Genomic DNA, 22,209 nt, shown 5'->3' on the forward strand with positions numbered 1-22,209 from the left:
ACCTGTCACGACGCCGCGGCCGACGAACGAGTCGCATACGACCATCGGTGTTTTCTAGTTACACATAGTTCGAAACCGAAAGAGAAATCTGTCGCCCCGGCGACTGCGCTACAGAGCGGATGGAGACCGAACACCGGATTCACGTCGGCGACGCCCGCGAGATGGCCGCGCTCGGTGACGACGCCGTCGAACTCGTCGTGACTTCGCCGCCGTACCCCATGATAGAGATGTGGGACGGCCTGTTCGCCGAACTGGACCCGGATGTCGAAGACCTGCTCGCCGCGGGCGACGGCGAGGCCGCCTTCGAGGCGATGCACGCCGCACTCGACCCCGTGTGGGACGAACTTGCCCGAGTCCTCGTGGACGGCGGCGTCGCCGCGATAAACGTCGGCGACGCGACCCGGAGCGGGGGCGACGGCTTCCAACTCTACCCGAACCACGCGGAACTCATCACTCGGTTCCGGGACCGGGGGTTCGACCTCCTACCGGACGTCCTCTGGCGCAAACCGGCCAACGGTCTCACCAAGTTCATGGGGTCGGGGATGGTGCCCCCGAACGCCTACGCCACCCTCGAACACGAGTACGTCCTGCTGTTCCGAAACGGCGACTCCCGGTCGTTCGAGGCGGGGGCGGACCGTCGGTACGAGGCGGCGTACTTCTGGGAGGAGCGCAACGACTGGTTCTCGGACCTCTGGACCGACGTGCAGGGCGAGGGCCAGCGACTCGACCACGACGACCTCCGGGCGCGCTCGGCCGCGTTCCCCTTCGAGGTCCCCTACCGTCTCGTGAACATGTACTCGGTGTACGGCGACACCGTGCTGGACCCCTTCTGGGGAACCGGCACGACGACGCTGGCCGCGATGGTCGCGGGCCGCAACTCGGCGGGGTACGAACTCAGTCGGGAGTTCCGCGAGGTGTTCGACGACCGCCTCGCGGACGTCGAGCGGTTCGCCGACGAGAAGAATCGCGAGCGACTCGACGCCCACCGGGAGTTCGCGACGGGCCAGGACCTCGCGTACGACGCCGAGAACTACGACTTCGGCGTCAAGACCAAACAGGAGCGCCAGTTGCAGTTGTACACGGTCGAGGGCTACGAGCGCGACGGCGACCGCTACGTGGTCTCTCACGAAGCGTTCGAGGGGTAAGTGACCGACCTACGAGAACGCGACGAGGACGTCGAGAGCGGTCCACGATAGTCCACTCGCGTTTCGGTCCTCAGACCAACGAGTACACTTTTACTCGCCGACGCCACAGTTCCGCCCATGGACTTCGAGGAGTTCGTCCTCACCGCCAGCCTCACGGACCTCGACGCCGAACCCCGCGCCCGCGACCACGCCGACGCCGTGGAGTTTCGGATGGACCTCGCCGACGACCCGCTCGCCGCGTTAGAATCGTACGACGGCGAGCTTCCGGTCCTCGCCACCAACCGCGCGGCGTGGGAGGGCGGCGAGGCCGAGGACGACGAGGTGCGACTCGCCGAACTCGCCGAGGCCGCGGAACTCGCCTGCGTCGGCGCGGTGGACGTCGAACTGAAGAGTCTCACCGCGGGCGAGGGAGAGCGAGTCGCCGAGCGCGCGCGCCGGACCGCCTCGGCGGTGGTCGCGTCGGTTCACGACTTCGAGCGCACGCCGCCGAAAGCGGACCTGCGCGGCCACCTCGACGCCGCGACCGAACGCGCCGACGTCGGCAAACTCGCGGTCACGGCCGAGAGTCGCGGCGACGTACTGGACCTCTTGGCTGTCACGCACGAGTACGCCGCCGCGGGCGAGCGCGTGGCGACGATGGCGATGGGCGCGCCGGGTCGCCACTCGCGGGCGGTAGCACCGCTCTACGGGTCGAAAATAGGCTACGCTCCGGTGGACCCCGAGGACGCGACCGCGCCCGGCCAGTACGACCTCGAAACGCTGTCTCGTCTGGTGGGTGAGTTAAAATAGAGCGCTCGTATTGACTGAATTGGCGGTGCTCGTGGGACAGCATTTATTAACGTCGGTCGGTTAGCCGCGGGTAGTGACCCGTACGAAATCCGAAAAGCGTCCGTGGTTGGGCGCGCTGCTGTCGTTCCTCCTCCCCGGACTCGGCCACGTCTACCTCAAGGAGTGGCTCCGTTCGGCCATGTGGTTCGCCTTCATGGTCAGCGCGGTGCTGCTGTTCATTCCGCTCCCCGACGCCGCGACCACCGGCGCGACCAGCATCGGGGCGGCGTTCGACGCGGCGATGAAAGCGACTCAGGACCTCCCGCTGGAGGCCCTACTTCCGATGTGGGTCGTGCGAACGTTCAGCGCCGTCGACGCGTACTGGCTGGCGCTCCAGACCGGGTCCGACGAGGAACCGGGCGAGCAGTGCCCGTCCTGCGGTAAACCCGTGGACGAGGACCTCGACTTCTGTCAGTGGTGCACGACGCCGCTCCCCGAGCGCGACGGTCCGAACGGTCCGACGGAGAACAACGCGGTCTCTCGCTGAACCCCTTTCGTCTCGTCTGAGGAGGTAGTTCCCGCTCGTTACTGTTTTACTGTTCGATGATACTCTCCTCGACCGTCTCGCCGAAGTGACGAGCGCCGCCCTCGCGGTAGACCCGGAGTTCGTCGCCGACTTCGAGGTCGGTGACGGCGGTGCGACCGTCGCGGGTGGCGACCTTGATGGTCTCGGCGTTCTGGAGCAGGGTCTCGACTCTGTCTCCGTCCTCGAACTCGGCGACGACCCGAAACATCGGCCGCTTCTCGATTTTGACCCGACCGACCGTCGCCTCACGGGTGTGACCCTCGGTGTCCACGATTTGCACGTCGTCGCCCGATTTGAGTTCGGCGAGGTACTTGGTCCCCCCGTCGGGCGTCCGGACGTAGGCGTGGACCGCCCCGGCGTTCACGCGGAACGGTCGAGAAGCCACGTAGGGCGACTCGGCGGTCTCGGCGTGGACGAAGAACAGGCCCCGCGACATCGACCCCACGAGCATCCCTTCGTCGTGTTCCATCAGACTGCCCGTATCGACGCACACCCGGTCGGCGCTCCCGGTTCGTTCGACCGCCGTGACCTCGGCCCAGTCCAAGTCCAGCGTCTCGCGTTCGGCCTCGTCGCGCACCTCGACGGTCCTGCGAATCTCGTCGGGGTCGCCGCTGTCGAGCAGGACCGCGTCGCTCCCGATTTCGAGCGTCTCGAACGCGGTCTTGGCCTCCTCGGCGCTCGTGACGCCGGCGACGAGGTCGGTCTCCTCGCCGATGCGCGCGATGAGGTTTTCGAGCGGGATGATGGTCCAGTCCTCGCCGACGACGATGGTGTAGTCGGCCTCCCCGGCGGCCGCTTCGGCGAACGCCTCGTACTCCTCGCTCAGGATGCGGACGTACGCGCCCTCGGTCCGGTCGTCGTCGCGTCGGAGCGTCGAGAGGTCCGCGGACCCCGAGAAGTCAGACGGGAGGTCCACCGTGCCGTCGCCCTCGCCGTCCTTGCCGACGACGAAGACGTCGGGGTCGGCCCGCGTTTCGGCCTCGTCTATCACCGTCGCGTCGCCGTCGGCGAACGCCGCGACGTTCACGTCGCCGAGTTCCCGAACGCGTTCCACGTCGGCGGCGTCTACCAGTACCCAATCGACGCCTGCTTCGAGTCCCGCCGTGATTCGCTTCCGGCGGTCGTCCCAGTCGCCGACCTCGTCGTCGGCCTTGAGCCAGACGGAGCGTGTCATACTCCCACGCTTGCAGCGAGTGGGCTTGAACGTGGCGGATGCGACGAATCGTGCGTCCGGCCGCCCGTGGCGGTCGTCACTCGGCGGTCGCCGTCGTGTTACGCTCGGAGACCGTCGTCGTCGCGTTCGCCTTGGTCGGCGGTGTCGCGGCACCCACCCACGTCGGACGCTCCACGGAGACCGACCCGAGGTCGGTCAACTCGAACTCGTAGTGAATCCGGGTCTCGTCGTCGCCCGCGTAGGCCGCGGTCAGCGAGAGCGAGTGGACCCTGCCCTTCGCGTCCACGACGGCCGTCGCGTCGAAGTCGGTGAAGTTGTCGGCCGACACGGCCTCGGTCGCCCGGAGGACCGCCACCTTACGGCCGTCGCGGCGCTCGATTCGGTCGAATTCGAACTCACCGGCGGTCAGCGCGAGTTCGACCAGCCACGCCTGCGTGACCTGCGAGTCGAGGTCGGCCCGCGGCAGGTGCGCCCACGTCTCGTCGGCGAGATTCCCGCCGGTTCGATTGTATCGGCGGATTTCGGTCCGGTTCTCCCCACTGTACCGGACGACGACCGCCGTCTGGTTCGCCCAGAGGTCGGTGGTGACCCGAGTCGTTCCCTCCTCGAACCGACGCACGCTGTCGGAGTGAACCACCAGCGGCGACAGACCCGCCTCGACGGTGCCGCGCTGGCGAGTCCACTGGTTCGCGGGACCCACCGAGACGTTGGCGTGGAACCGGAACGCGAAACTGGTGTCGTTGAGCGCGGTCCGGTGGGCCGCCACCAGCGTCGAGGCGTCTCGGACGCCCGACGCGTTCACGCCCGGCGGGAGCGACGCGTTCGGCGGTGGCGACAGCGTGGTGGTCGCGGCGGTCACGGAGGTAGTCGTGGTAGTTCGGGAGGCGGTCGCGGCCGTGGAGGAGGCGTTCGTGACCGTCTCGTTCTGGGCCGCGGCGAGCGTCGCGTTCGCCGCGGTCGTGGTACTCTCCGGGGCGGTCGTCGGTGTCGTCTGGTCGGTTCCGGCGCAGCCGGCCACGAGGACCAGCGCGACGACGACCGCGGCACGACGAGGAACCATTTCCCCGTACTCCGGCCCCGGAACTCATAAACTGACAGTATCGTGCCGTGTCGTTTTAGCGAGTAGCTGTGATTTATCCGCTCTAAGCAGGGCTTACTCGGGCGAAAATCGAGGGTCTCAGAATCCGAGCACGGAGAATCAGAGATGGTCGGCAGTGACGACGCGTCTCCGCCCTTACCGCACCGAGTCGAGCAGGAGTTTCTGCTCGACGCGCTTGACCTCGTGTTGCACATCCCGGACCGCGTCGATGTTGGCCGAGATAGACGAGACGCCCTCGTCCACGAGGTGCTGGACCATCTTGGGCTTCGACCCCGCCTGTCCGCAGATGGACGTGTCCACGTCGTGTTCGCGGCAGGTCTCGATGGTCTGGCTGATGAGTTGCAGGACCGAGGGGTGGAGTTCGTCGAACCGGTCGGCCACCTTCTCGTTGTTGCGGTCCACCGCCAGCGTGTACTGGGTGAGGTCGTTCGTCCCGAACGAGGCGAAGTCGATGCCCTGTTCGGCCATCTTCTCGACGCCCAGCGCAGAGGCGGGCGTCTCTATCATCACGCCCCACGTCCGCTTCTCGGGGTCGATGCCCGACTCCTCCATGAGGTTGCGGGCCTGAATCACGTCCTCGGCGTCGTTGACCAGCGGGAGCATGATTTCGACGTTGTCGTAGCCCATCTCGTAGAGGCGGGCGAACGCCTCGAGTTCGTGGGCGAACACGTCGGGGCGGTCGAGACTCCGGCGGATACCCCGGTAGCCCAGCATCGGGTTGTGCTCGTCGGGTTCGTCCTCGCCGCCCTGCAACTGGCGGAACTCGTCGGTCGGGGCGTCGAGCGTCCGGACCCGCACGGGACGGGGGTAGAACTCGTCGGCCACGCCTCGGACGCCCTCCACGATTTCGTTGACGTACGCGTCCACGCCGTGGTCGTCGATGTACCGGGCGGGCGTCTTGTTCGTCGAGAGAATCATGTGTTCCATCCGAAGCAGACCCACGCCGTCCGCACCCGTCGCGGCGGCGCGCTCGGCGGCCTCCGGGATGGAGACGTTGACCTTCACCTCGGTCGCGGTCATCGGCTTGACCGGCGTCTTCGGGCGGGCCTCCTCGATGGGTTCGCGCTCCTCGGTGGTCTCCTTGCGGCCCTCCGTGATGGTCCCCTTGTCGCCGTCGATGGTGATGCGCTGGTCGTCGGTCAGCGTCGTGGTGGCGTCGGTACACCCGACGACCGCGGGGACGCCCAGTTCGCGGGAGACGATGGCGGCGTGGCTGGTCATACCGCCCTCGTCGGTGGCGATGCCCGCCGCGCGCTTCATCGCGGGCACCATGTCGGGCGTGGTCATCTCGGTGACGATGATGTCGCCCTCGCTCACCTTGTCGAGTTGGTCGAGTTGAGTGACGATGCGGACCGCGCCCGAGGCGATGCCGGGACTCGCGCCCAGACCCGAGACGAGAACGTCGCCCTCGCCCGCACCGGTTCCGGCGTCGCTCTCCGCGCCCGCGGTCTCGACCGCACCGCTTCCGTCGGTGATACCCTCGGACTCCGACGCGCTGGCCTCGGTCGCGTCGGTCTGAATTTCGGTCTCGCCGTCGTCGATGGTCGTGATGGGTCTCGACTGGAGCATCAGGACCTCGCCGTCCACGATGGCCCACTCCACGTCCTGTGGCGTCCCGTAGTGGTCCTCGACGCGTTCGCCGAGTTCCACGAGTCGCGCGATGTCGGCCTCGTCGAGGACCTGCGCCTCACGTTTGTCCTCGGCGACCTCGCGTTCGACGGTCTCGCCGGTCGCCTCGTCTTTCTCCATCATCGTCTTCTTGTCGGCGATGGTGAGTTCCTCCACCGCGCCGGTCTCGCGGTTCACGACGTAGTTGTCGGGCGAGACAGACCCCGAGACGACCGCCTCGCCGAGTCCCCACGCGGCCTCGATGATGATTCGGGGGTCGCCGGTCGAGGGGTGACTGGTGAACATCACGCCGGACTTCTCGGCGTCGACCATGCGCTGGACGACGACCGCGATGTCCACGACTGAGTGGTCGAACCCCTTCTCCTGTCGGTAGTAGATGGCGCGCTGAGTGAACAGCGACGCCCAGCAGCGCTTGACGCGGTCCACGAGGTCCTCGCGGGTGACGTTGAGGAACGTCTCCTGCTGGCCCGCGAAACTCGCGTCGGGGAGGTCCTCGGCGGTCGCGGACGACCGGACGGCGACGAAGTTCTCGCCAGCGCGGGACCCTGTCCCGCGTGCCTCCGAGTCGTTGGACTCGGAGACGCCCCCGAGGTCGTCGTACGAGTCGAGAATCTCCTGTCGAATGTCCTCGGGCATCTCGGTCTCCAGTACGAGTTCCTTGGCCCGCGACTGGGCCTCGGCGAGCGCCGCGGAGTCCTCGGCGTCCACGTCCACGGCCTCGAACAGTTCCTCCGCGATGCCGGTGTCCTCGATAAACGAGCGGTAGGTGCCAGCCGAAACCACGAACCCCGAAGGAACTGGGAGACCCGCGCCCGTGAGTTCCCCGAGCGACGCGCCCTTCCCGCCGACCAGTTCGAGGTCGTCCGCGGTGATTTCGTCCAGCCAGAGTACAGCCATTGGTGCATGTGAGAGAACAGGAAGGCGAATAAAGAATGTTCCGACCGGCTCACGCCGGAAATATTAACTCGGATTCGGGTTCATCCGCGACTCGTAAGATTTGCCGGACGCGAACGGTTCGCGGTGGCTCCCGGCCGCAGGACGGAGGACGACGAGTCCGCGAGACCATCGAGTAGTCCGTGCTTTATTTACCCATTTTGGGGACCCAGATACGCCAGCGAAAGAGAGTCACTACCGGCGCAGCGGCCCGCCAGTCACTGGCCCGACGTTTTCGCTCTCCGACACGAAAACGGGTGAGTTTATATCCCCGCGTTCGTCTCACCCACGCATGGACGCGAGTCGTTCGCTTCGGTGGGCAGTGTACTACGTGGTCCTCGCCGGGGTCGCCACCATCGTCGGTGGTGCGCTCGTCGGCGGGGGCGTCGTACTGGGCATCGCAGAGGGATACAGTAAACTGGACAGCGGCGCGGCGCTCTCCTCGGCGCTGACGACCGCCGCGCCCGGACTGGCACTGGCGACACTCGGCGTGGTCGTCTGGGCCGTTGGCAGCGTCACCGCCTTCGTGCGGGTGTTCACCGCCGCCGTCGAGGAACAGATGCGCGAGCGCTTCGACAGCGAGAAGGTCAAGAGCGAGATTCTGTCGGTGCTGGACGACCGCCTCTCGGACGTTGAACACGACGTCTCGGAGATGCGCCGTCAGGTGTCGGAACTCAAGCGCGAGGACAGCGCCGAGGAGTTCCAGTTCGGCGAGCAGCAGTGACGGGTTACCGACTCAAAATCTACCACGAGAAAATACTGTCGCACTAACAGCGATACGAGTATGGAGAATTCGGATACGTTCTCGTTTGCGATGATGGTCCTCGTTTGTAGCGTAGCGCTGTTCGTCTACGCCGAAACCCAAGACGACGGGGTCAGAGAGGCAGCCACGTTTGCAGTAGTGACGAGTACCGTCGTGATGACCGGTTTCGGGTATCGAATTGTAAAGGACGCTACGTGATTGCCATCGGGGAATCCATCTAACCCCGGTGTACTTCGTGAACGGGGACGCGACGCGCCACGAAGGCCACGGCGAGACCCGCGAGCAAACCGTCACTCCACCGCAGGCCGGGCCGTCGTCCGAACACGGAACCCGTCCCGAGTTTGCGCCTTTCCGCAAGCACTCGGTCTGACTTCGCCACCTACACCGTCGCGTCGATGATGTCGTCGCCGTCGTCGCGGTCCGGAACCTGCAACTCGCCGTCGAGCGCGGTGGCCGCCCGCCCGCCGACGCGGACCTGTTCGGCCACGCGCACGCGAACGTGACCCGGCCGGTCCACGAAGTGACCCTGCTCGAAGACCATCTCGTCGGGGAACTCGCCGTCGAACGCCTCGACCTCGCGCAGGTAGGCCCCGGTGGCGCCGCTCGCGGTGCCTGTCACGGGGTCCTCCGGCACTCCGGCGGCGGGCGCGAACATCCGGCCGTGGAGCGTCGAATCCGCTTCGAGCGCGTCGAAGGAGAACGCGTAGATGCCGGTCGCCTCGACCTCCTCGCTGATGGCCTCGACTTCGCCGAAGTCGGGGTCCATCGCCGAGACGTGTTCGAGGAAGTTCACCGGCACCACGAGGAAGGGGAGTCCCGTCGAGGCGACCGCCAGCGGGAAGTCCGCGCCCACGTCTTCGAGCGCGGCGTGGTCGATACCGAGCGCGTCGGCGATTCGCTCGTAGTCGAGGTCCACCTCGCGGATTTCGGGGCGGTCTTGGGTCATCCAGACGGTCCCGTCTTCCTCGACTTCGATGTCGAGAACGCCGACGTTGGTTTCGAGGCTGTGGGTTCCGGCGTCGATGACGCCGTCTTCGAGCAGGTGGGCGTGGGAGGCGATGGTGGCGTGTCCGCAGAGGTCCACCTCCGTCGTGGGCGTGAAGTACCGGACCCGGCGGTCGGCCTCGTCGCTCTCGCGGAAGAAGGCGGTCTCGCTCACGGCGAGTTCGTTGGCGATGGCCTGCATCTGGGCGTCGTCGAGTCCGTCGGCGTTCGGCACCACTCCGGCCGCGTTTCCGGCGAACGGTTCGGCGGTGAAGGCGTCCACCTGCAGCGCGCGTAGCGTGTCCATGGTCGCCCCGAGGGGCGCGCGACTCTTAGTAATTGGTTCGTCGGAACCGGGCCGCCGTCTCCGGGAACGACTCCCACGGCCGGAGACCCACCTGTAAACGGTTAAGTGTGCGGGAGTGCGAGTCCCGAGTTGGTATGAGCGAACTCCCCGACGAGTTCAAGTGCACGATTACGAACTGGGAGTACATCTACGGTCTCTGCCGCGACGTCAGCGACCAAGTGAAACGGGACTCCTTCGAACCGGACGTGGTGGTCGCGCTGGCCCGCGGCGGGTGGTTCGCGGGGCGGTGTATCTGTGACTTCCTCGGAATGGACGACCTGACGAGTCTCAAGATGGAACACTACGTGGGGACCGCCGAGAAGGCGGGCGAACCCGAGGTGCGCTATCCGATGCCCGAGGGGAGCGTCGCGGGCAAGGACGTCCTCATCATCGACGACATCGCCGACACCGGCGGGTCCATCGAGCGCGCCGAGGAGTATGTCTCCGAGCGCGACGCCGGTGAAATCCGGACGGCGACCCTCCAACTCCTCCAGACCAGCGAGTTCGAACCGGACTACATCGGGGAGCGACTCGACGAGTGGGCGTGGATAGTCTACCCGTGGAACTTCATCGAGGACATGATAGACATCACCTCGGGCGTGATGGACAAGGCCGACGGCGACGCCTTCACGACCGAGGAGATTCGCCACCTCCTCAGCGAGTACCACGACGTGGAGCGCATCGAGATGGAAATCGCCCAACCCGACCGCATGGAGGAAGTCCTCAACGAGATGACCCGCCGGGACGTTCTCGAAGCGGAGGGGGACGCGTGGCGACTGGTCGAGAACGAGGACGGCGTTGGGGCCTGAGGAACGACTCTCAGAGTTCGGACTCCTCTCGTGACGTTTCGAACGCCAAACCTGTCCAATTTACGAACGTTTAACACGTTACGCGAACGCCGTGGCTATATGCGAGAATACATCTACCTCGGTGGTGCCATCGCAGCCGAGGTGACCGGCACCGCGGCGCTCAAGTTCTCGGACGGGTTCGCGAACGTCGTTCCGTCGCTCGTCGTCGTCCTCGGCTACGTCGGTTCCTTCTACCTACTGAGTCTCACCCTTCAGGAGTTACCGATAGGGCTGGTGTACGCGACGTGGTCGGCGGTCGGAATCGTGGCCGCGGCGCTCCTCGGCGTCGTCGTGTTCGACGAACCGGTCGACGTGGCTGGTGTCGTCGGAATGGCGCTCATCGTCGGCGGCGTCGTCGTTCTGAACGTCTTCTCTGACGCGTACAGTCCCGCTCACTGACTGCCGTCCGACGCCCTCGGACGGGGGAAGTCGAAACGATTCCGACCCGAGAGGTGACCGTCGGTCGTGACGCCGAAGGGTAGCCGTTTAGTATCCGCCGACGCGAGTCTACGCCATGACGATTGGATTCATCGGCGGAAGTGGAATCTACGAGGCCCTGCCCCTCGAGAACACCCGCAAGGAAGAGATTTCGACCCCCTTCGGCGACCCGAGCGCGCCCGTCACCATCGGCGAGTTCGCGGGCGAGGAGGTCGCGTTCCTGCCGCGCCACGGCCCGGACCACCAGCATACGCCGACCAACGCCCCGTACAAGGCCAACATCTACGCCCTGAAGCAGGTCGGCGTCAAGCGCGTGCTGTCGAGCAACGCGGTCGGGAGTCTGCGCGAGGACCTGCCGCCCCAGACGCTCGTGGTGCCCGACCAGACGTTCGACCGGACCAAGCACCGCGACTCGACGTTCTTCGGCGACGGCATCGTGGTCCACATGCCCTTCGCGGACCCCTACTGCCCGCACATGGTCGAGCATCTGGCCGACTCGGCCGACGCCGCCACCGACGCCGACTCCGAGAAGGGCGGCACCTACGTCTGTATCGAGGGGCCGCAGTACTCGACCCGCGCCGAGAGCGAGTTCTACCGCGACCAAGGCTGGGACGTCATCGGCATGACGACGATTCCGGAGGCCAAACTGGCCCGCGAGGCCGAACTCTGCTACGCCACCGTCGCGGGCGTCACCGACTACGACGTGTGGAAACAGGACAGCGAGGTCACGCTCGAAGAGGTGCTGGACAACGCCGCGGAGAACGAGGAGGCCATCAAGGAAGTCGTGGAACACGCCATCCGAAACATGCCCGACGAGCGCGACTGTGACTGCGGCCACGCGCTGGAAGGTACCATCAACACGCCGACCGAGGCGATTCCGGACGAGACCCGCGAGCGCGTCGAACCGTTCGTCGGCGGCTATCTGGACTGAGCCGTTCCCGTCGGAACTGTTCCTCTCGTCGGAACTGTTCTCCTCGGCGGGAGAAAGCAGGGGTACAAGCGTCGAAAAGCTAGCTTCGAGCCTGAGCGGCAGAGTCTCCCGCAACCGCATCGCGACCGCGAACCTCACACCTCCCGACCTCTTCCTCGCTTCGCTCGGTCATCCCTCGCACGACGCCCGAGGTCGTGCCGTGGAAGCGAAGCTCCCCTCCCACGAGTCTGCGCGAGCGTAGCGAGCGCAGACGCCAGCGTGTGCCGAACGCACACCTGACGCACTGAACGAAGGGAGACAGGAAATCGGCCGACCTCAGTCCGCAATCGCGGGCGCTTCGGCTTCCTCGGCGGCATCGGCGTCCTCGACCCAGAGGTCGCCGAACATGTCGTCCTGCTCCAGCGTGACCACGCCGCGGTGCGAGAGGAACAGGAGCGCGAGGAACGTCTGGATGCGCGACCCGCCGATACGCTCGATTTCGGCGTACAGCACCTCGTCGCGCCCCTTGTCGTAGTGGACGCGGAGTTCCTCGCGCACCTCGTCGATGACCGCCTCGATGTCCTCCTCGTGGGCCGTGCCGGTCACGTCGTCGGCGGAGGGTTCCTCGTCAACACGCATGTCGTCGTCCATCCGGTAGTCCAGCGTCTGGGTCCCGCGCTGGAACCCCGAGGGCGAGTCGCTGGTGTCGTAGCTTCGGGAGTCCTTCCACCACGACCCGCGCTCGCGCTCCCGGAGTTCGTGGACGAGTTCGTCCAGCGTCTCGGGCGTCCCGCGGGCGGTCTTGCGGTCGAGGCGGCGCTCCATCTCGTCTTCCAACTTCGACACCGGGTCGAACTCCGGGAACTCGCCGTCGGCGGGGTCCATCGGCGGTTCCGCGCCGGGTCCCCACTCGTCCCACGCCTCCTCCGATTCGGGTTCGTCCTCGTCGTCGTCGGCCAGCATCGCGTCGCTCTTCATCCGGAGGAGGACGCTGGCGTAGAACAGCGCCCGGCCCGAGGTCCGGAGGTCGGCCTCGTCCAACCGGTCGAGGAACTTGTCGGTGACCGTCACGATGTCGATGTCCCACGGTTCGATTTCGCCGTCCTCGGCGAGTTGCACGAGGAGTTCGACGGGTTCGGCCTCGTCGTCGTCCGCGTCGGCGTCCACGTCGAGTTCGTCCGAGAGGATGTCGTCTGTCTCCTCGGACGCGTCAACCTCGGAGTCGGGACTGCCGGTCTCGTCGCCGAAGAGACCCGACGCTTCGCCCTCGCGCTCGCGCTTCTCCTCGTCGTGGCCCGCGATGTTGAGGGGGACGTCCTCAGTCATCGGCGGGCACCTCCTCGTCGCCGTCGTCGCCCAACTGGATTCCCGTCACGGTGCTCACGTTGTCGCCCTGCATCGTGACGCCGATGGCGCGCTCGGAGCGCTCCATCATCGCCGAGCGGTGCGAGACGACGACGAACTGGGCGTCGCCCGCGAGTTCGTCCACCATCTCGCCGACGCGCTCGGCGTTGGCGGCGTCGAGGAAGGCGTCCACCTCGTCCAGCGCGTAGAACGGCGCGGGGTTGTACCGCTGGATGGCGAAGATGAACGCGAGCGCGGTCAGACTCTTCTCGCCGCCCGACATCGCGTCGAGGCGCTGGATGGGCTTGTCGCCCGGTTGGGCCTTCATCGTCAGGCCGCCCTCGAAGGGGTCTTCGTCGTCTTCGAGGTGGAGCGTGCCGGTCCCGTTCGAGAGTCGCTCGAAGATGTCGGTGAACTGCTCGGCGATGGCCTCGTAGGCGTCCATGAACGTCGCCTTCTTCTGGTCCTCGTAGGAGTCGATGCGGTCGCGGATTCCCTCGCGCTCCTCGACGAGGACCGACTTGCGCTCCTCGATGTCGTCGAGGTCGGACTTCACGTCGTCGTACTCCTCGATGGCCAGCATGTTGACGGGTTCGAGTTCCTCCATCTGGCGTTCGAGGCGCTCGATGTTCTTCTCGACCTCCTTCAGGTCGGGAATCTCCTCGGCGTCGTACTCGCCGACCTGCTCGCGGAGTTGCTCGATGTCGGCCTCCAGACGCTCCTCGCTCCGCCGGAGACTCTCGAGGCGGTTCTCGACTGTCTCGACCTCGGCCTTCTTGTCGTCGCGCTCCTGCTGGGCCTCCCGGAGGTCGTCCTTCACGTCCTCGCGTTCGTCCTTGAGGTCGGCGAGTTCGTCTTCGAGTTCGGCGACGGCGTCGCGCTTCTCTTCGAGCAGGGCCTCCTGGTCCTCGATTTCGCCTTCGAGGTCCGCTATCTTCTCCTCCTGCTCGGCCTTCCGGTTCTGGGCCTGCTCGATGTCGTCGTGGAGGTCCTCGATGGCGTCCTCGGCGTACTGCTTCTCCAACTGGAGTTCGTTGAGTTCGCCGTCCAACTCGTCGATTCGGTCCTCGTACTCTTCGATTTCGGCCTCGATGTCCTCGGCCTCCGCGGTGAGTTCGGGAATCCGGGAGTCGGCGAGTTCGGTCTCCAGTTCCGCGATGGCGTCCTCGATTTCGGCGATGGACTCCTCGTGGTCGTCTATCTCCGCTTCGAGTTCCTCCATCTGCTCGTTGACGGCCTCGCGCTCGGCCTCCATCGCCACGAGTTCGTCTTCGAGGTCGTCGATGCGCTGTTTCGCGTCTTCGAGTTCCGACTCGGTTCGCTCCACGTCGGACTCGATGGAGCGCACTTGGTCGGTGGCGTCGCTCTTCCGGTCGCGGGCGTCGTCGAGTCGGTCCTCGACGTCTCGCACGTCCTCGCGGATGGACTTGCGCTCGTCCTCCAACTCGTTGATGCGCTGGGCGACTCGCTCTAGTTGGCCCTTGCCGGACTTCGAGAAGGAGTAGCGCGACCCGGACTTCGAACCGCCGGTCATCGCGCCGCTCTTCTCGACCAGTTCGCCGTCGAGGGTCACGAGTCGGTAGTCGCCCATCAGGTCGCGGGCGGTCTCCATGTCCTCGACGACCAGCGTGTCCCCGAGGACGTAGGCGAACACGCCCGAGTACTGCGAATCGAAGTCCACGAGGTTGTACGCGAAGTCCACCACGCCCGGCACGCTCGGCGCAGAGGGGAGGTTTCGGTCGTGCATCTCGGTCAGCGGCAGGAACGTCGCCCGCCCGGCGTTCCGTGACTTGAGGTATTCGATACAGTTCTGGCCGACGCTGTCGTCGTCTACCACGACGTGGGCCATCCGTCCTCCGGCCGCCGTCTCGCAGGCGGTGGCGTACTTCCGGTTGACGCCGCCCAACTGGCCGACCGTCCCGTGGACGCCGGGCTTCTCGGCGTTCAGAATCGTCGAGACCGCCCGGCCGTACGAGGAGTCGCCGCTCTGGTCGGCCTTGGCTTCGAGTTCGGCGTACTCCTGCTGTTTGGCCTGAATCTCGTCTTCGACCGAGTCGAGGTCGTCCTGCAACTCGCGTTTCTCCTGCTTGAGGTCCTCGACCACGTCGTCTATCTGGGCGCGGTTGCGCTCGGCCTTCGCCAACTCGTCGTCGAGGTCTTCGAGTTTCGACTCCAGTTCCGGAATCGCCTCGCGGGCCTCGTCCAACTCCTGTTCCTTCTCGCTCTCCGCGTTCGACCGCCGTCGAGACTCGTCGATGAGGCGGTCTTTCTCGCGCTGGAGGTCGTTGCGCTCGCTCTTGTGGTCCTCTAACTCGTCTTTCCGCTCGGCGAGTTCGGCCTTGACTTCATCGTACTCGGTGTCGATGGCCTCGATTTCGGCCTCGACCTCCTCGAGTTCGGCCTGCTTCTGCTGGACGTCGGCCTTGACCGAGGACTTCTCTATCTTGATGTCGCGGATGTCGGCTCGAACTCCTCGACGTCCTCCTGCTTGCGGTCGATTTCGACGAAGGCCTGTCGGCGGGTGTTCTCGGCGTCCTGAATCTTCTCCTCGGCCGACTCGATGGCGTCTTCGAGCCGAGAAATCTCGCCTTTGACCTCCTCGATTTCGCTCTTGATGCGGAGCTGCTCGTCCTCGCCTTTCCGCTCGATTTCGGCGTTGAGTTCCTCCATCTCGTCTTCGAGGCGGATGACCGCACCTTGCTTCTCGTCTAACTCCTGCTGGAGGTCGGCCAACTCGTCCTCGCGGTCCTCGATGTCCTCGCGGGTGTGCGCGAGGTCTTCTCGCTTCTCTTCGAGTTCCGCGGCCTTGAGGTGGCCCTCGTACTCCTGTTTCTCGTCGCGCAGGCCCTGATATTCGAGGGCGGTCTCGCGCTCGTCGGCCAACTGGTCGAGGCGGTCCTGTTTCTCCTCGATGCGGAGTTCGGCCTCCTCGATGCGGTCTTTGACCGTCTCCAGTTCTTCGAGCGCGTCCTCTTTCTTGGCGTCGAACTCCGCGACACCCGCGATTTCGTCGATAATCTGGCGACGCTCGTATGGCGTCATGTTGATTATCTCGGTCACGTCGCCCTGCATGACGACGTTGTACCCCTCGGGCGTCACCCCGGCCTGCGCCAGCAGGTCCTGAATGTCCGAGAGGTTGACCGACCGACCGTTGAGGTAGTAGTAGGAGTAGTAGTTGTCGTCGGTCTCCTTGACCCGGCGCTTGATGGTAATCTCGTCCACGTCGTCGACGTTCTCAGACCCCGCGGCGTTGACGACCTGCGCTCTATCCAAGACGCCGTCGCTGTTGTCCAGAATCACTTCGACGCTGGCCTCGCGTGCGCCGCTGGATTCCTCATCGGCGTCGGCGTGGCCGGGATTGTAGATGAGGTCGGTTAACTTCTCGGCGCGAATCCCTCGCGTCCGAGCCAATCCCAGCGCGAACAGCACGCTGTCGATGATGTTACTCTTCCCCGAACCGTTCGGACCCGAGACCGTGGTGAAATCCTCGTAGAACGGGATTTCGGTCCGCCGTCCGAAGCTCTTGAAGTTATCCAAGACGAGCTTTTTGATGTGCATGGTTGCTCGTACGTGGGGACCCTGTCACGCGACGATGATGTCGTCGCCCAACCCGGATTCTCCCCCCGTCTCGTCTTCATCCTGGGACTCTTCGCTTTTAGACTCGTCGTTTTCGTCGGTTCGGGCGTGCGAGTCGCCCGAGTTCGACGTCTTCGCGTTCGCTGAGTCCGTGTTCGTCGCCGACGTCTCGGCCGACGTTTCGAGGGTTTCGAGTCGGTCGTGAACCTCCACCAACTCCTCGGTCAGTCCCTGTATCGTCGCTTCGAGTCGCTCGACCTTCGATTCGAGTTCCTCGACGCGCTCGTCTTGGTCGCTCATGTCCGTGATGGGCCACGGCAGGACCATAAACGTACGTCAGACGCATGTCGCAATTATTACCATACTGTCGGCGCAGACGCGCGTGGCTCGGGAGACGCCGTCGTTCGTTAGTCTTTAGCGGCCCGGCCCCAAACTGGCGGTCAATGACTGCACAGGCTGTCCAGCAATCGGACCTCGCGGTCGTCATCGGACTGGAGGTCCACGTGCAACTGGAGACGGACACGAAGATTTTCTGCGGCTGTTCGACCGACGTGGCCGACGCCGAACCGAACACGCACACCTGTCCGGTGTGTCTCGGACTCCCCGGCGCGCTGCCGGTCCTGAACCGAGCGGCGGTCGAGTCCGCCGTCAGAGTCGGCAAGGCCATCGACGCCGACATCCCCGAAGAGACGACGTTCCACCGGAAGAACTACTTCTACCCCGACCTCCCGAAAGGGTTCCAGATAACCCAGTACGACGCGCCCATCTGTCAGGACGGCGAACTGGAAATCGAGGTCGAAGGCGAGCGCCGGACGGTCGGCGTCCGACGCGCCCACCTCGAAGAGGACCCGGGAAGCCTCCAGCACAAGGGCGGGAACATCGACACCGCCGACTACACGCTGGTCAACTACAACCGTGCGGGCGTCCCGCTCATGGAGATTGTCACCGAACCCGACTTCCGCGGAGCGGAGGAGGTCCGGGCGTTTCTGGCGAAACTCGAAGAGGTCCTCGAGTATCTCGGAGTGTTCGACAGTCAGCGCGACGGGAGTCTCCGCATCGACGCCAACCTCAGCGTGGTCGAGGCCGACGAAATCGGCGACGACGGCGACGTCACCGACGAGGCGCTCGAATCGGCCAACCGCACGGAAGTCAAGAACATCTCCAGTCACAAGGGCGCGGAGAAGGCGCTGTCCTACGAGGCCCAGCGCCAGAAGAACGCGGTCCAGCGCGGCCGAGAAGTCGAGCAGGAGACGCGCCACTGGGACGAGTCGCGTGGCATCACCGTCTCCATGCGCTCGAAAGAGGAGGAGAAGGACTACCGCTACTTCCGGGAGGCCGACCTGCCGCCGCTCCAAGTCAGTGACTGGAAGCAGAAACTCGACATTCCGGAGTTACCCGACGCTCGCCGCGAGCGATTCAGCGAGGAGTACGGCCTGAGCGAGGAGGCCGCCAGCAAACTCACGTCCACGAGGCAGGTCGCGGACTTCTACGAGGACGTGGCCAGCGAGTACGACCCGGACCTCGCCGCGACGTGGGTCGCGGACAACCTGCTGGGAGAACTCAACTACCGCGACATGGAGATAACCGACGTCGCCGACCGCCTCGGCGAGTTCAAGCGCCTCGTCGAACTCGTCGCGGCCGAGGAGATAACCACCAAGAACGCCGAGGAGACCGTCCTCCGCGAGATGCTCGACGAGGGCGGCGACCCCGAGACGATAATCGAACGCGAAGGGTTAGGCAAGGCCGACGAGGGTGAAATCGAAGGTGCTGTCACGGCGGCCATCGAGGAGAACCCCGACGCCGTCGAGGACTACCATACCGGAGAAGGCGGGGCGCTGAACTTCCTCGTCGGACAGGTGATGCAGCGAACCGGCGGTAGCGCCGACCCCGGGTCGGTGAACCAACTGCTCCGCGAACGACTGGACGAGTAGGCTAACTGTCGGTGCGTCACCGATTTCTCTGCGGTCCGCGAGAGGCGCACCGCGCTACCGCCTCGACCTCTCGCGACAAATTTCAGGTCACGGACCTCGTTCGTCTCGCTATCGGGCATAAACTCTCGCGTCGGTCACGTGGCTCCCCGAGTCGCTTCGAGGAGGAGGTTCTGGAATTCCTCGTGGTCGTCGAACGTGGCCGTCTCGGTGAGTTCGCGCTCGACCTCGCGAAGTTCCGCTTCGAGTTCTCTGAACGCCTCGCTGTCCCGTAGCTCCGCGCTCGGTCGCGCGGCAGTCAGTGCTGCGTATTTCGTGGCGAGCGTGTAGTATCGGTCGAGCGCGTCGGCGTACTCGGCCCGTTCGAGCAGCGTCTCGACCGTTCTTCGAATCTTCTGGCCCGAGACGGGTTTCGTCACGTAGTCGTCGAACGGCATATCGACGATATCGTAGTTCGGCGCGACGGCGGTAATCATCGCAATCCGGCACTCGGCGTTTCGCTCTCTAATCTCCGTTAGAACCTCGTCGCCGCTTTTCCCGGGCATCCGCCTGTCGAGGAGGACGACGTCGATTTCGTCGCCCCGACGCTCGAATATCGACATCGCTTCCGAACCGCCGTGCGCGACGAAGCAGTCGTACTCCGACAGCCACGTCTCGTAGACGTCAGTAATCGCCGGTTCGTCGTCGACTATCAACACGGTCGTCATCTGATACCTCCATCGACGCTATCGAACGGCCCAACGAACCTCCAAGATGTCACGGTTTCACCTCGTTCGAGCGACGGATTTCGGAGGACCGCAACGTGCGGTGAACCGTAGCGGAGACCATCTACCGTCAGCGCCTCCGAAGACCGGCCCCGTGGTATCTCGCCGTGTCGCCCAGCGATGTCGGCGAAGGTGAATCCCGCGACTGGGGCGAGAACGACGAAACTCGACACTGCCACGACGACGAGAGTGACACCGATGGACATCATTTAGTATTCGTTGGGAATCATAATGGACGTGGTATAATCGTTTCCCTAGTTATCTGGTTTGATAACATGATAATCGTAACTTAACCGGGACCGGGTTAATTCAACCGTCGCGGTCGTGACGTGCCGTCGAACGGGGTCGAACGAGGTTCTTTGGAGCGGTCGCAGTATCGGGGGTCTACCGTACTAACTACGAACGGTTGCGTGACAGGGAGGGTCCGCTAAACGGGAACACGTTTAAAATCACATTGTATACATAATTTATTGAGCTCCATAAGAAAAAATATATTGTGAGGCGTTGCGTTATATCAACACATTATGCCATCGCGACGTAACCTGCTCAAGAAGGTCGGCGTAACAGGAGCGACTGCACTGGCGACCGTGGGACTGGCCGGTTCGGCCGCCGGGGCACCCGGTTCTATCCCGTCACACTACCTCGATGAGTACCAGCAGACCGGTCAGCAGTACGGTATCGACTGGACGTATCTGGCGGGCGTCGGTTGGGTCGAGACCCAACACGGTCAGTACGAGGCGGGGTGTGACACCTCCTCGGCCGGCGCGAAGGGACCGATGCAGTTCATGCCCTCGACGTGGGACGCTTACGGCGTGGACGGTGACGGTGACGGTGTCACCGACATCTGCGACTATCAGGACGCGATTCCGGCCGCAGCCAACTACCTCACCGCCTCGGGTGCGCCCGAGAACTGGGACGACGCGCTGTACGCCTACAACCACAGTTGGTCGTACGTCAGCGACGTGAAAGACGCCGCGGCGTACTACCGCGACGCCTACGGCGGCGGTGGCGGCGGTGGCTTCAGCGAAGGTGACCGAGTCACGCCGACGACCGCGCTGAATACGCGGAAACAGCCCGGTACGGAAGCGACGCTCGTCGCCACCGTCTCGGACGGAGAGGTCGGCGAAATCGTGAACGGGCCGACCACCGAGGACGGCTACACGTGGTGGGGCATGCACTGGCTCGACCGCGACGTGTGGGGCTGGTCCGTCGAGCAGTACCTCACGTCCGCGTAGACCGACGGGTCGCCTCAGCAGACCTGATTCGATTTATCGACAGACGGCGTCTACGGCCGTCGCGGCGGACGCGCAACGCGACGAGCGTTTCTCGACGAGAGAGACCACGGCGCACCGCGGTCTACAACCGCGGCTCCGACTCGTTAATCGCTCGGCGTCGCCGTTCTCTCTGTCTCCACGACGCCCTCGCGCCAGCGTCCCAGACTGAACCACGCAACGCCGAGGACGAACGACCCGGCCGCCGAGAACGACCACGCCCACCAGAGACCGTCCACGCCCCACCCGAGTCCGGCGAGCGAGACCCCCGCCACCGGGAGCGTCCACCCGTAGGCCAGCACCACCGCGGCCGGAATTCGGAGGACCCACCGCGAGAGGAACGACAGCACCATCGCGGTCCGGGTGTCGCCCGCGCCGCGGAACCCGCCCTGCACGACCATCAGACCCCCGAAGAGCGCGAGAAACGGCGCGATGATGCGGAGAAAGTTCACCCCCGCCGCGACGACCGCCGGGTCGGCGACGAACACCCGCATCGCCTCGTCGGGGAACGCGAACAGGAGCGCGCCGACGCCGAACAGCACCGCCATGGTCCCGGCGGTCCCCTTCCACGTCACCGCCGCGGCGCGGTCGGGCGTCTCCGCGCCGAGGTTCTGGCCCACGCCCGTCGCGGTGGCCTGTCCGACCGCGCCCGAGACGGTCCACGACACCGACATCAGTCGGAGACCGACGCCGTAAGCCGCGGTCGGAATCGGGCCGAACCGCGCGACGAGCGCCGCCATCGCCACCGCCGCGAAACTCCGTGCGAGACCGTCGATGGTGCCCGGATACCCCACGTCCACGAGTCGCTTCAGGACGGGCCAGTCGGGCCGAAGGTCTTCGAGGCGGAGTCGGACGCCCCAATCGCCCTTCACGAGGATGGCGACGCCGATGGCCGCCGCGACGACCCGCGAGAGTAGCGTGGCGACGGCGGCACCGCGGACGCCCCACTCCGGAAACGGCCCGTAGCCGAGTATGAGAAACGGGTCCAAGACGACGTTGGCCCCCGCCGAGAGTACCATCAGCCACATCGCTGTCCGGGTGTCGCCCGCGCCGCGCAGGACCGCCCGGAAGACGAAGAAGAGGAAAGTGAACGGGATGGAGACGAACAGCACTTCGACGTACTGGAGCGAGTAGGCGTACACCTGCCCCTGCGCCCCGACCAGCGAGAGTAAGGGGTGGCGAAAGACGTAGCCGAGCGTCGAGAGGACCAGCGCGACCGCGACGGTCAGCATCGCGGTCTGGGCGACGACGTTGTCGGCCTCCCGGTCGTCGCCCGCCCCGACGTGCTGAGAGACCAGCGCGACCGAGGCCGCGGTCAGGCCCATCGCCACCGAGACGAACATCCACGCGGTCGGGAACATCAGCGAGACGGCCGCGACCGCCTTCGGCCCGACGCGACCGACCCAGAACATGTCCGCGAGGTTGTAGAACGTCTGGAGCAGGTTCCCGGCGACCAGCGGCCACGCGAGGCTGACGAGTTTGGGCGTGATGGCCCCGGTCGTCATATCGACGCGACTCTCCGCTGGGTTCGACACGCTCTCGACGGAACGTCGAGGGTGTGATTCTTAAGCGCACTCCTTCCGTTCGGGGTTGCCGGATTTCCCAGTGAAGTCGTCACCCGAGAAACCGTCTCCGCGCGTTCACTCCCCGTGGCCGTCCGTCCGCGTCTCGGGGTTCCGTCTACGCGCACTCACACGCACGAC

Annotated in this window: 17 protein-coding genes and 1 pseudogene; 9 read left to right on the top strand and 9 right to left on the bottom strand. The window is 65.3% G+C overall.

Annotated features, from left to right (window positions below; genetic code table 11):
- The first annotated feature begins 119 nt into the window (after positions 1 to 119).
- The 3 genes from FXF75_RS13145 (at position 120) to FXF75_RS13155 (ending at position 2,460) form a co-directional block, all read left to right on the top strand.
- Positions 120 to 1,145 (top strand): site-specific DNA-methyltransferase, encoded by a 1,026-nt coding sequence (locus FXF75_RS13145; protein ID WP_163522329.1) that lies wholly within the window; start codon positions 120 to 122, stop codon positions 1,143 to 1,145.
- A 117-nt stretch (positions 1,146 to 1,262) separates the two neighbouring features.
- Positions 1,263 to 1,934, top strand: a complete 672-nt coding sequence (locus FXF75_RS13150) for a type I 3-dehydroquinate dehydratase (protein WP_163522330.1) — start codon at positions 1,263 to 1,265, stop codon at positions 1,932 to 1,934.
- Between the two features lie 73 nt (positions 1,935 to 2,007).
- Positions 2,008 to 2,460, top strand: a complete 453-nt coding sequence (locus tag FXF75_RS13155) for a zinc ribbon domain-containing protein (RefSeq protein ID WP_163522331.1) — start codon at positions 2,008 to 2,010, stop codon at positions 2,458 to 2,460.
- A 46-nt stretch (positions 2,461 to 2,506) separates the two neighbouring features.
- Here the strand turns inward: FXF75_RS13155 and FXF75_RS13160 are convergent, their stop codons facing one another.
- The 3 genes from FXF75_RS13160 to ppsA form a co-directional block, all read right to left on the bottom strand.
- Positions 2,507 to 3,673, bottom strand: a complete 1,167-nt coding sequence (locus FXF75_RS13160; protein ID WP_163522332.1) for a 3-dehydroquinate synthase II — start codon at positions 3,671 to 3,673, stop codon at positions 2,507 to 2,509.
- A 76-nt stretch (positions 3,674 to 3,749) separates the two neighbouring features.
- Positions 3,750 to 4,733 carry a hypothetical protein gene (locus FXF75_RS13165; protein WP_163522333.1) on the bottom strand — a complete coding sequence of 328 codons (984 nt, stop codon included), beginning with the start codon at positions 4,731 to 4,733 and terminating at the stop codon, positions 3,750 to 3,752.
- A 174-nt stretch (positions 4,734 to 4,907) separates the two neighbouring features.
- A complete protein-coding gene (gene ppsA, locus FXF75_RS13170; RefSeq protein WP_163522334.1) occupies positions 4,908 to 7,298 on the bottom strand; it encodes a phosphoenolpyruvate synthase in 2,391 nt (796 codons plus the stop codon).
- Between the two features lie 328 nt (positions 7,299 to 7,626).
- Between ppsA and FXF75_RS13175 the strand changes: the two genes are divergently transcribed.
- A complete protein-coding gene (locus FXF75_RS13175) occupies positions 7,627 to 8,058 on the top strand; it encodes a hypothetical protein (protein ID WP_163522335.1) in 432 nt (143 codons plus the stop codon).
- Between the two features lie 418 nt (positions 8,059 to 8,476).
- Here the strand turns inward: FXF75_RS13175 and FXF75_RS13180 are convergent, their stop codons facing one another.
- A complete protein-coding gene (locus FXF75_RS13180; RefSeq protein WP_163522336.1) occupies positions 8,477 to 9,388 on the bottom strand; it encodes a PhzF family phenazine biosynthesis protein in 912 nt (303 codons plus the stop codon).
- A 134-nt stretch (positions 9,389 to 9,522) separates the two neighbouring features.
- Here FXF75_RS13180 and FXF75_RS13185 point away from each other — a divergent pair, with 134 nt between their 5' ends.
- The 3 genes from FXF75_RS13185 to mtnP all read left to right on the top strand — a co-directional run bounded on the left by FXF75_RS13185 (position 9,523) and on the right by mtnP (position 11,644).
- Positions 9,523 to 10,236 (top strand): phosphoribosyltransferase, encoded by a 714-nt coding sequence (locus tag FXF75_RS13185; protein ID WP_163522337.1) that lies wholly within the window; start codon positions 9,523 to 9,525, stop codon positions 10,234 to 10,236.
- A gap of 99 nt (positions 10,237 to 10,335) precedes the next feature.
- The gene (locus FXF75_RS13190) at positions 10,336 to 10,674 is read left to right on the top strand and encodes a multidrug efflux SMR transporter (RefSeq protein ID WP_163522338.1); all 339 of its coding nucleotides are present in this window, start codon (positions 10,336 to 10,338) and stop codon (positions 10,672 to 10,674) included.
- 115 nt (positions 10,675 to 10,789) lie between these two features.
- Positions 10,790 to 11,644 carry an S-methyl-5'-thioadenosine phosphorylase gene (gene mtnP / locus FXF75_RS13195; RefSeq protein WP_163522339.1) on the top strand — a complete coding sequence of 285 codons (855 nt, stop codon included), beginning with the start codon at positions 10,790 to 10,792 and terminating at the stop codon, positions 11,642 to 11,644.
- A gap of 315 nt (positions 11,645 to 11,959) precedes the next feature.
- On the opposite strand, the gene FXF75_RS13200 is transcribed toward mtnP, so the two are convergent.
- The 3 genes and pseudogenes from FXF75_RS13200 to FXF75_RS13215 form a co-directional block, all read right to left on the bottom strand.
- On the bottom strand, positions 11,960 to 12,949 hold the full coding sequence (locus tag FXF75_RS13200) for a ScpA family protein (protein ID WP_163522340.1): 990 nt from the start codon (positions 12,947 to 12,949) through the stop codon (positions 11,960 to 11,962).
- Positions 12,942 to 16,525: pseudogene (gene smc, locus FXF75_RS13205) on the bottom strand (chromosome segregation protein SMC). Before smc ends, FXF75_RS13200 begins: the two are co-directional and overlap by 8 nt.
- Positions 16,526 to 16,549: 24 nt before the next feature.
- Entirely contained in the window at positions 16,550 to 16,843 is a 294-nt protein-coding gene (locus tag FXF75_RS13215; protein ID WP_163522342.1) for a hypothetical protein, read from the bottom strand.
- Between the two features lie 143 nt (positions 16,844 to 16,986).
- Between FXF75_RS13215 and gatB the strand changes: the two genes are divergently transcribed.
- The gene (gene gatB, locus FXF75_RS13220; RefSeq protein ID WP_163522343.1) at positions 16,987 to 18,474 is read left to right on the top strand and encodes an Asp-tRNA(Asn)/Glu-tRNA(Gln) amidotransferase subunit GatB; all 1,488 of its coding nucleotides are present in this window, start codon (positions 16,987 to 16,989) and stop codon (positions 18,472 to 18,474) included.
- A gap of 134 nt (positions 18,475 to 18,608) precedes the next feature.
- Here gatB and FXF75_RS13225 read toward each other — a convergent pair whose 3' ends face one another.
- Positions 18,609 to 19,178: a response regulator gene (locus tag FXF75_RS13225; protein WP_163522344.1), complete on the bottom strand. Its 570-nt coding sequence runs from the start codon at positions 19,176 to 19,178 to the stop codon at positions 18,609 to 18,611.
- A gap of 581 nt (positions 19,179 to 19,759) precedes the next feature.
- Between FXF75_RS13225 and FXF75_RS13230 the strand changes: the two genes are divergently transcribed.
- A complete protein-coding gene (locus FXF75_RS13230) occupies positions 19,760 to 20,470 on the top strand; it encodes a lytic transglycosylase domain-containing protein (protein ID WP_163522345.1) in 711 nt (236 codons plus the stop codon).
- Between the two features lie 143 nt (positions 20,471 to 20,613).
- On the opposite strand, the gene FXF75_RS13235 is transcribed toward FXF75_RS13230, so the two are convergent.
- A complete protein-coding gene (locus FXF75_RS13235; protein ID WP_163522650.1) occupies positions 20,614 to 22,011 on the bottom strand; it encodes an MATE family efflux transporter in 1,398 nt (465 codons plus the stop codon).
- Between the last annotated feature and the right edge of the window lie 198 nt (positions 22,012 to 22,209).

This window comes from Halorussus sp. MSC15.2 (assembly GCF_010747475.1).
In the GTDB taxonomy this organism is placed as follows: Archaea; Halobacteriota; Halobacteria; order Halobacteriales; family Haladaptataceae; genus Halorussus.

Bases quoted from the DNA above. Each gene is read 5' to 3' on its own strand.
- FXF75_RS13180 (WP_163522336.1), bottom strand. From the start codon at position 9,388: ATGGACACGCTACGCGCGCTGCAGGTGGACGCCTTCACCGCCGAACCG.
- ppsA (WP_163522334.1), bottom strand. From the start codon at position 7,298: ATGGCTGTACTCTGGCTGGACGAAATCACCGCGGACGACCTCGAACTG.
- FXF75_RS13215 (WP_163522342.1), bottom strand. From the start codon at position 16,843: ATGAGCGACCAAGACGAGCGCGTCGAGGAACTCGAATCGAAGGTCGAG.
- FXF75_RS13150 (WP_163522330.1), top strand. From the start codon at position 1,263: ATGGACTTCGAGGAGTTCGTCCTCACCGCCAGCCTCACGGACCTCGAC.
- FXF75_RS13165 (WP_163522333.1), bottom strand. From the start codon at position 4,733: ATGGTTCCTCGTCGTGCCGCGGTCGTCGTCGCGCTGGTCCTCGTGGCC.
- FXF75_RS13175 (WP_163522335.1), top strand. From the start codon at position 7,627: ATGGACGCGAGTCGTTCGCTTCGGTGGGCAGTGTACTACGTGGTCCTC.
- FXF75_RS13235 (WP_163522650.1), bottom strand. From the start codon at position 22,011: ATGACGACCGGGGCCATCACGCCCAAACTCGTCAGCCTCGCGTGGCCG.
- mtnP (WP_163522339.1), top strand. From the start codon at position 10,790: ATGACGATTGGATTCATCGGCGGAAGTGGAATCTACGAGGCCCTGCCC.
- FXF75_RS13230 (WP_163522345.1), top strand. From the start codon at position 19,760: ATGCCATCGCGACGTAACCTGCTCAAGAAGGTCGGCGTAACAGGAGCG.
- FXF75_RS13185 (WP_163522337.1), top strand. From the start codon at position 9,523: ATGAGCGAACTCCCCGACGAGTTCAAGTGCACGATTACGAACTGGGAG.
- FXF75_RS13160 (WP_163522332.1), bottom strand. From the start codon at position 3,673: ATGACACGCTCCGTCTGGCTCAAGGCCGACGACGAGGTCGGCGACTGG.
- FXF75_RS13200 (WP_163522340.1), bottom strand. From the start codon at position 12,949: ATGACTGAGGACGTCCCCCTCAACATCGCGGGCCACGACGAGGAGAAG.
- gatB (WP_163522343.1), top strand. From the start codon at position 16,987: ATGACTGCACAGGCTGTCCAGCAATCGGACCTCGCGGTCGTCATCGGA.
- FXF75_RS13190 (WP_163522338.1), top strand. From the start codon at position 10,336: ATGCGAGAATACATCTACCTCGGTGGTGCCATCGCAGCCGAGGTGACC.
- FXF75_RS13145 (WP_163522329.1), top strand. From the start codon at position 120: ATGGAGACCGAACACCGGATTCACGTCGGCGACGCCCGCGAGATGGCC.
- FXF75_RS13225 (WP_163522344.1), bottom strand. From the start codon at position 19,178: ATGACGACCGTGTTGATAGTCGACGACGAACCGGCGATTACTGACGTC.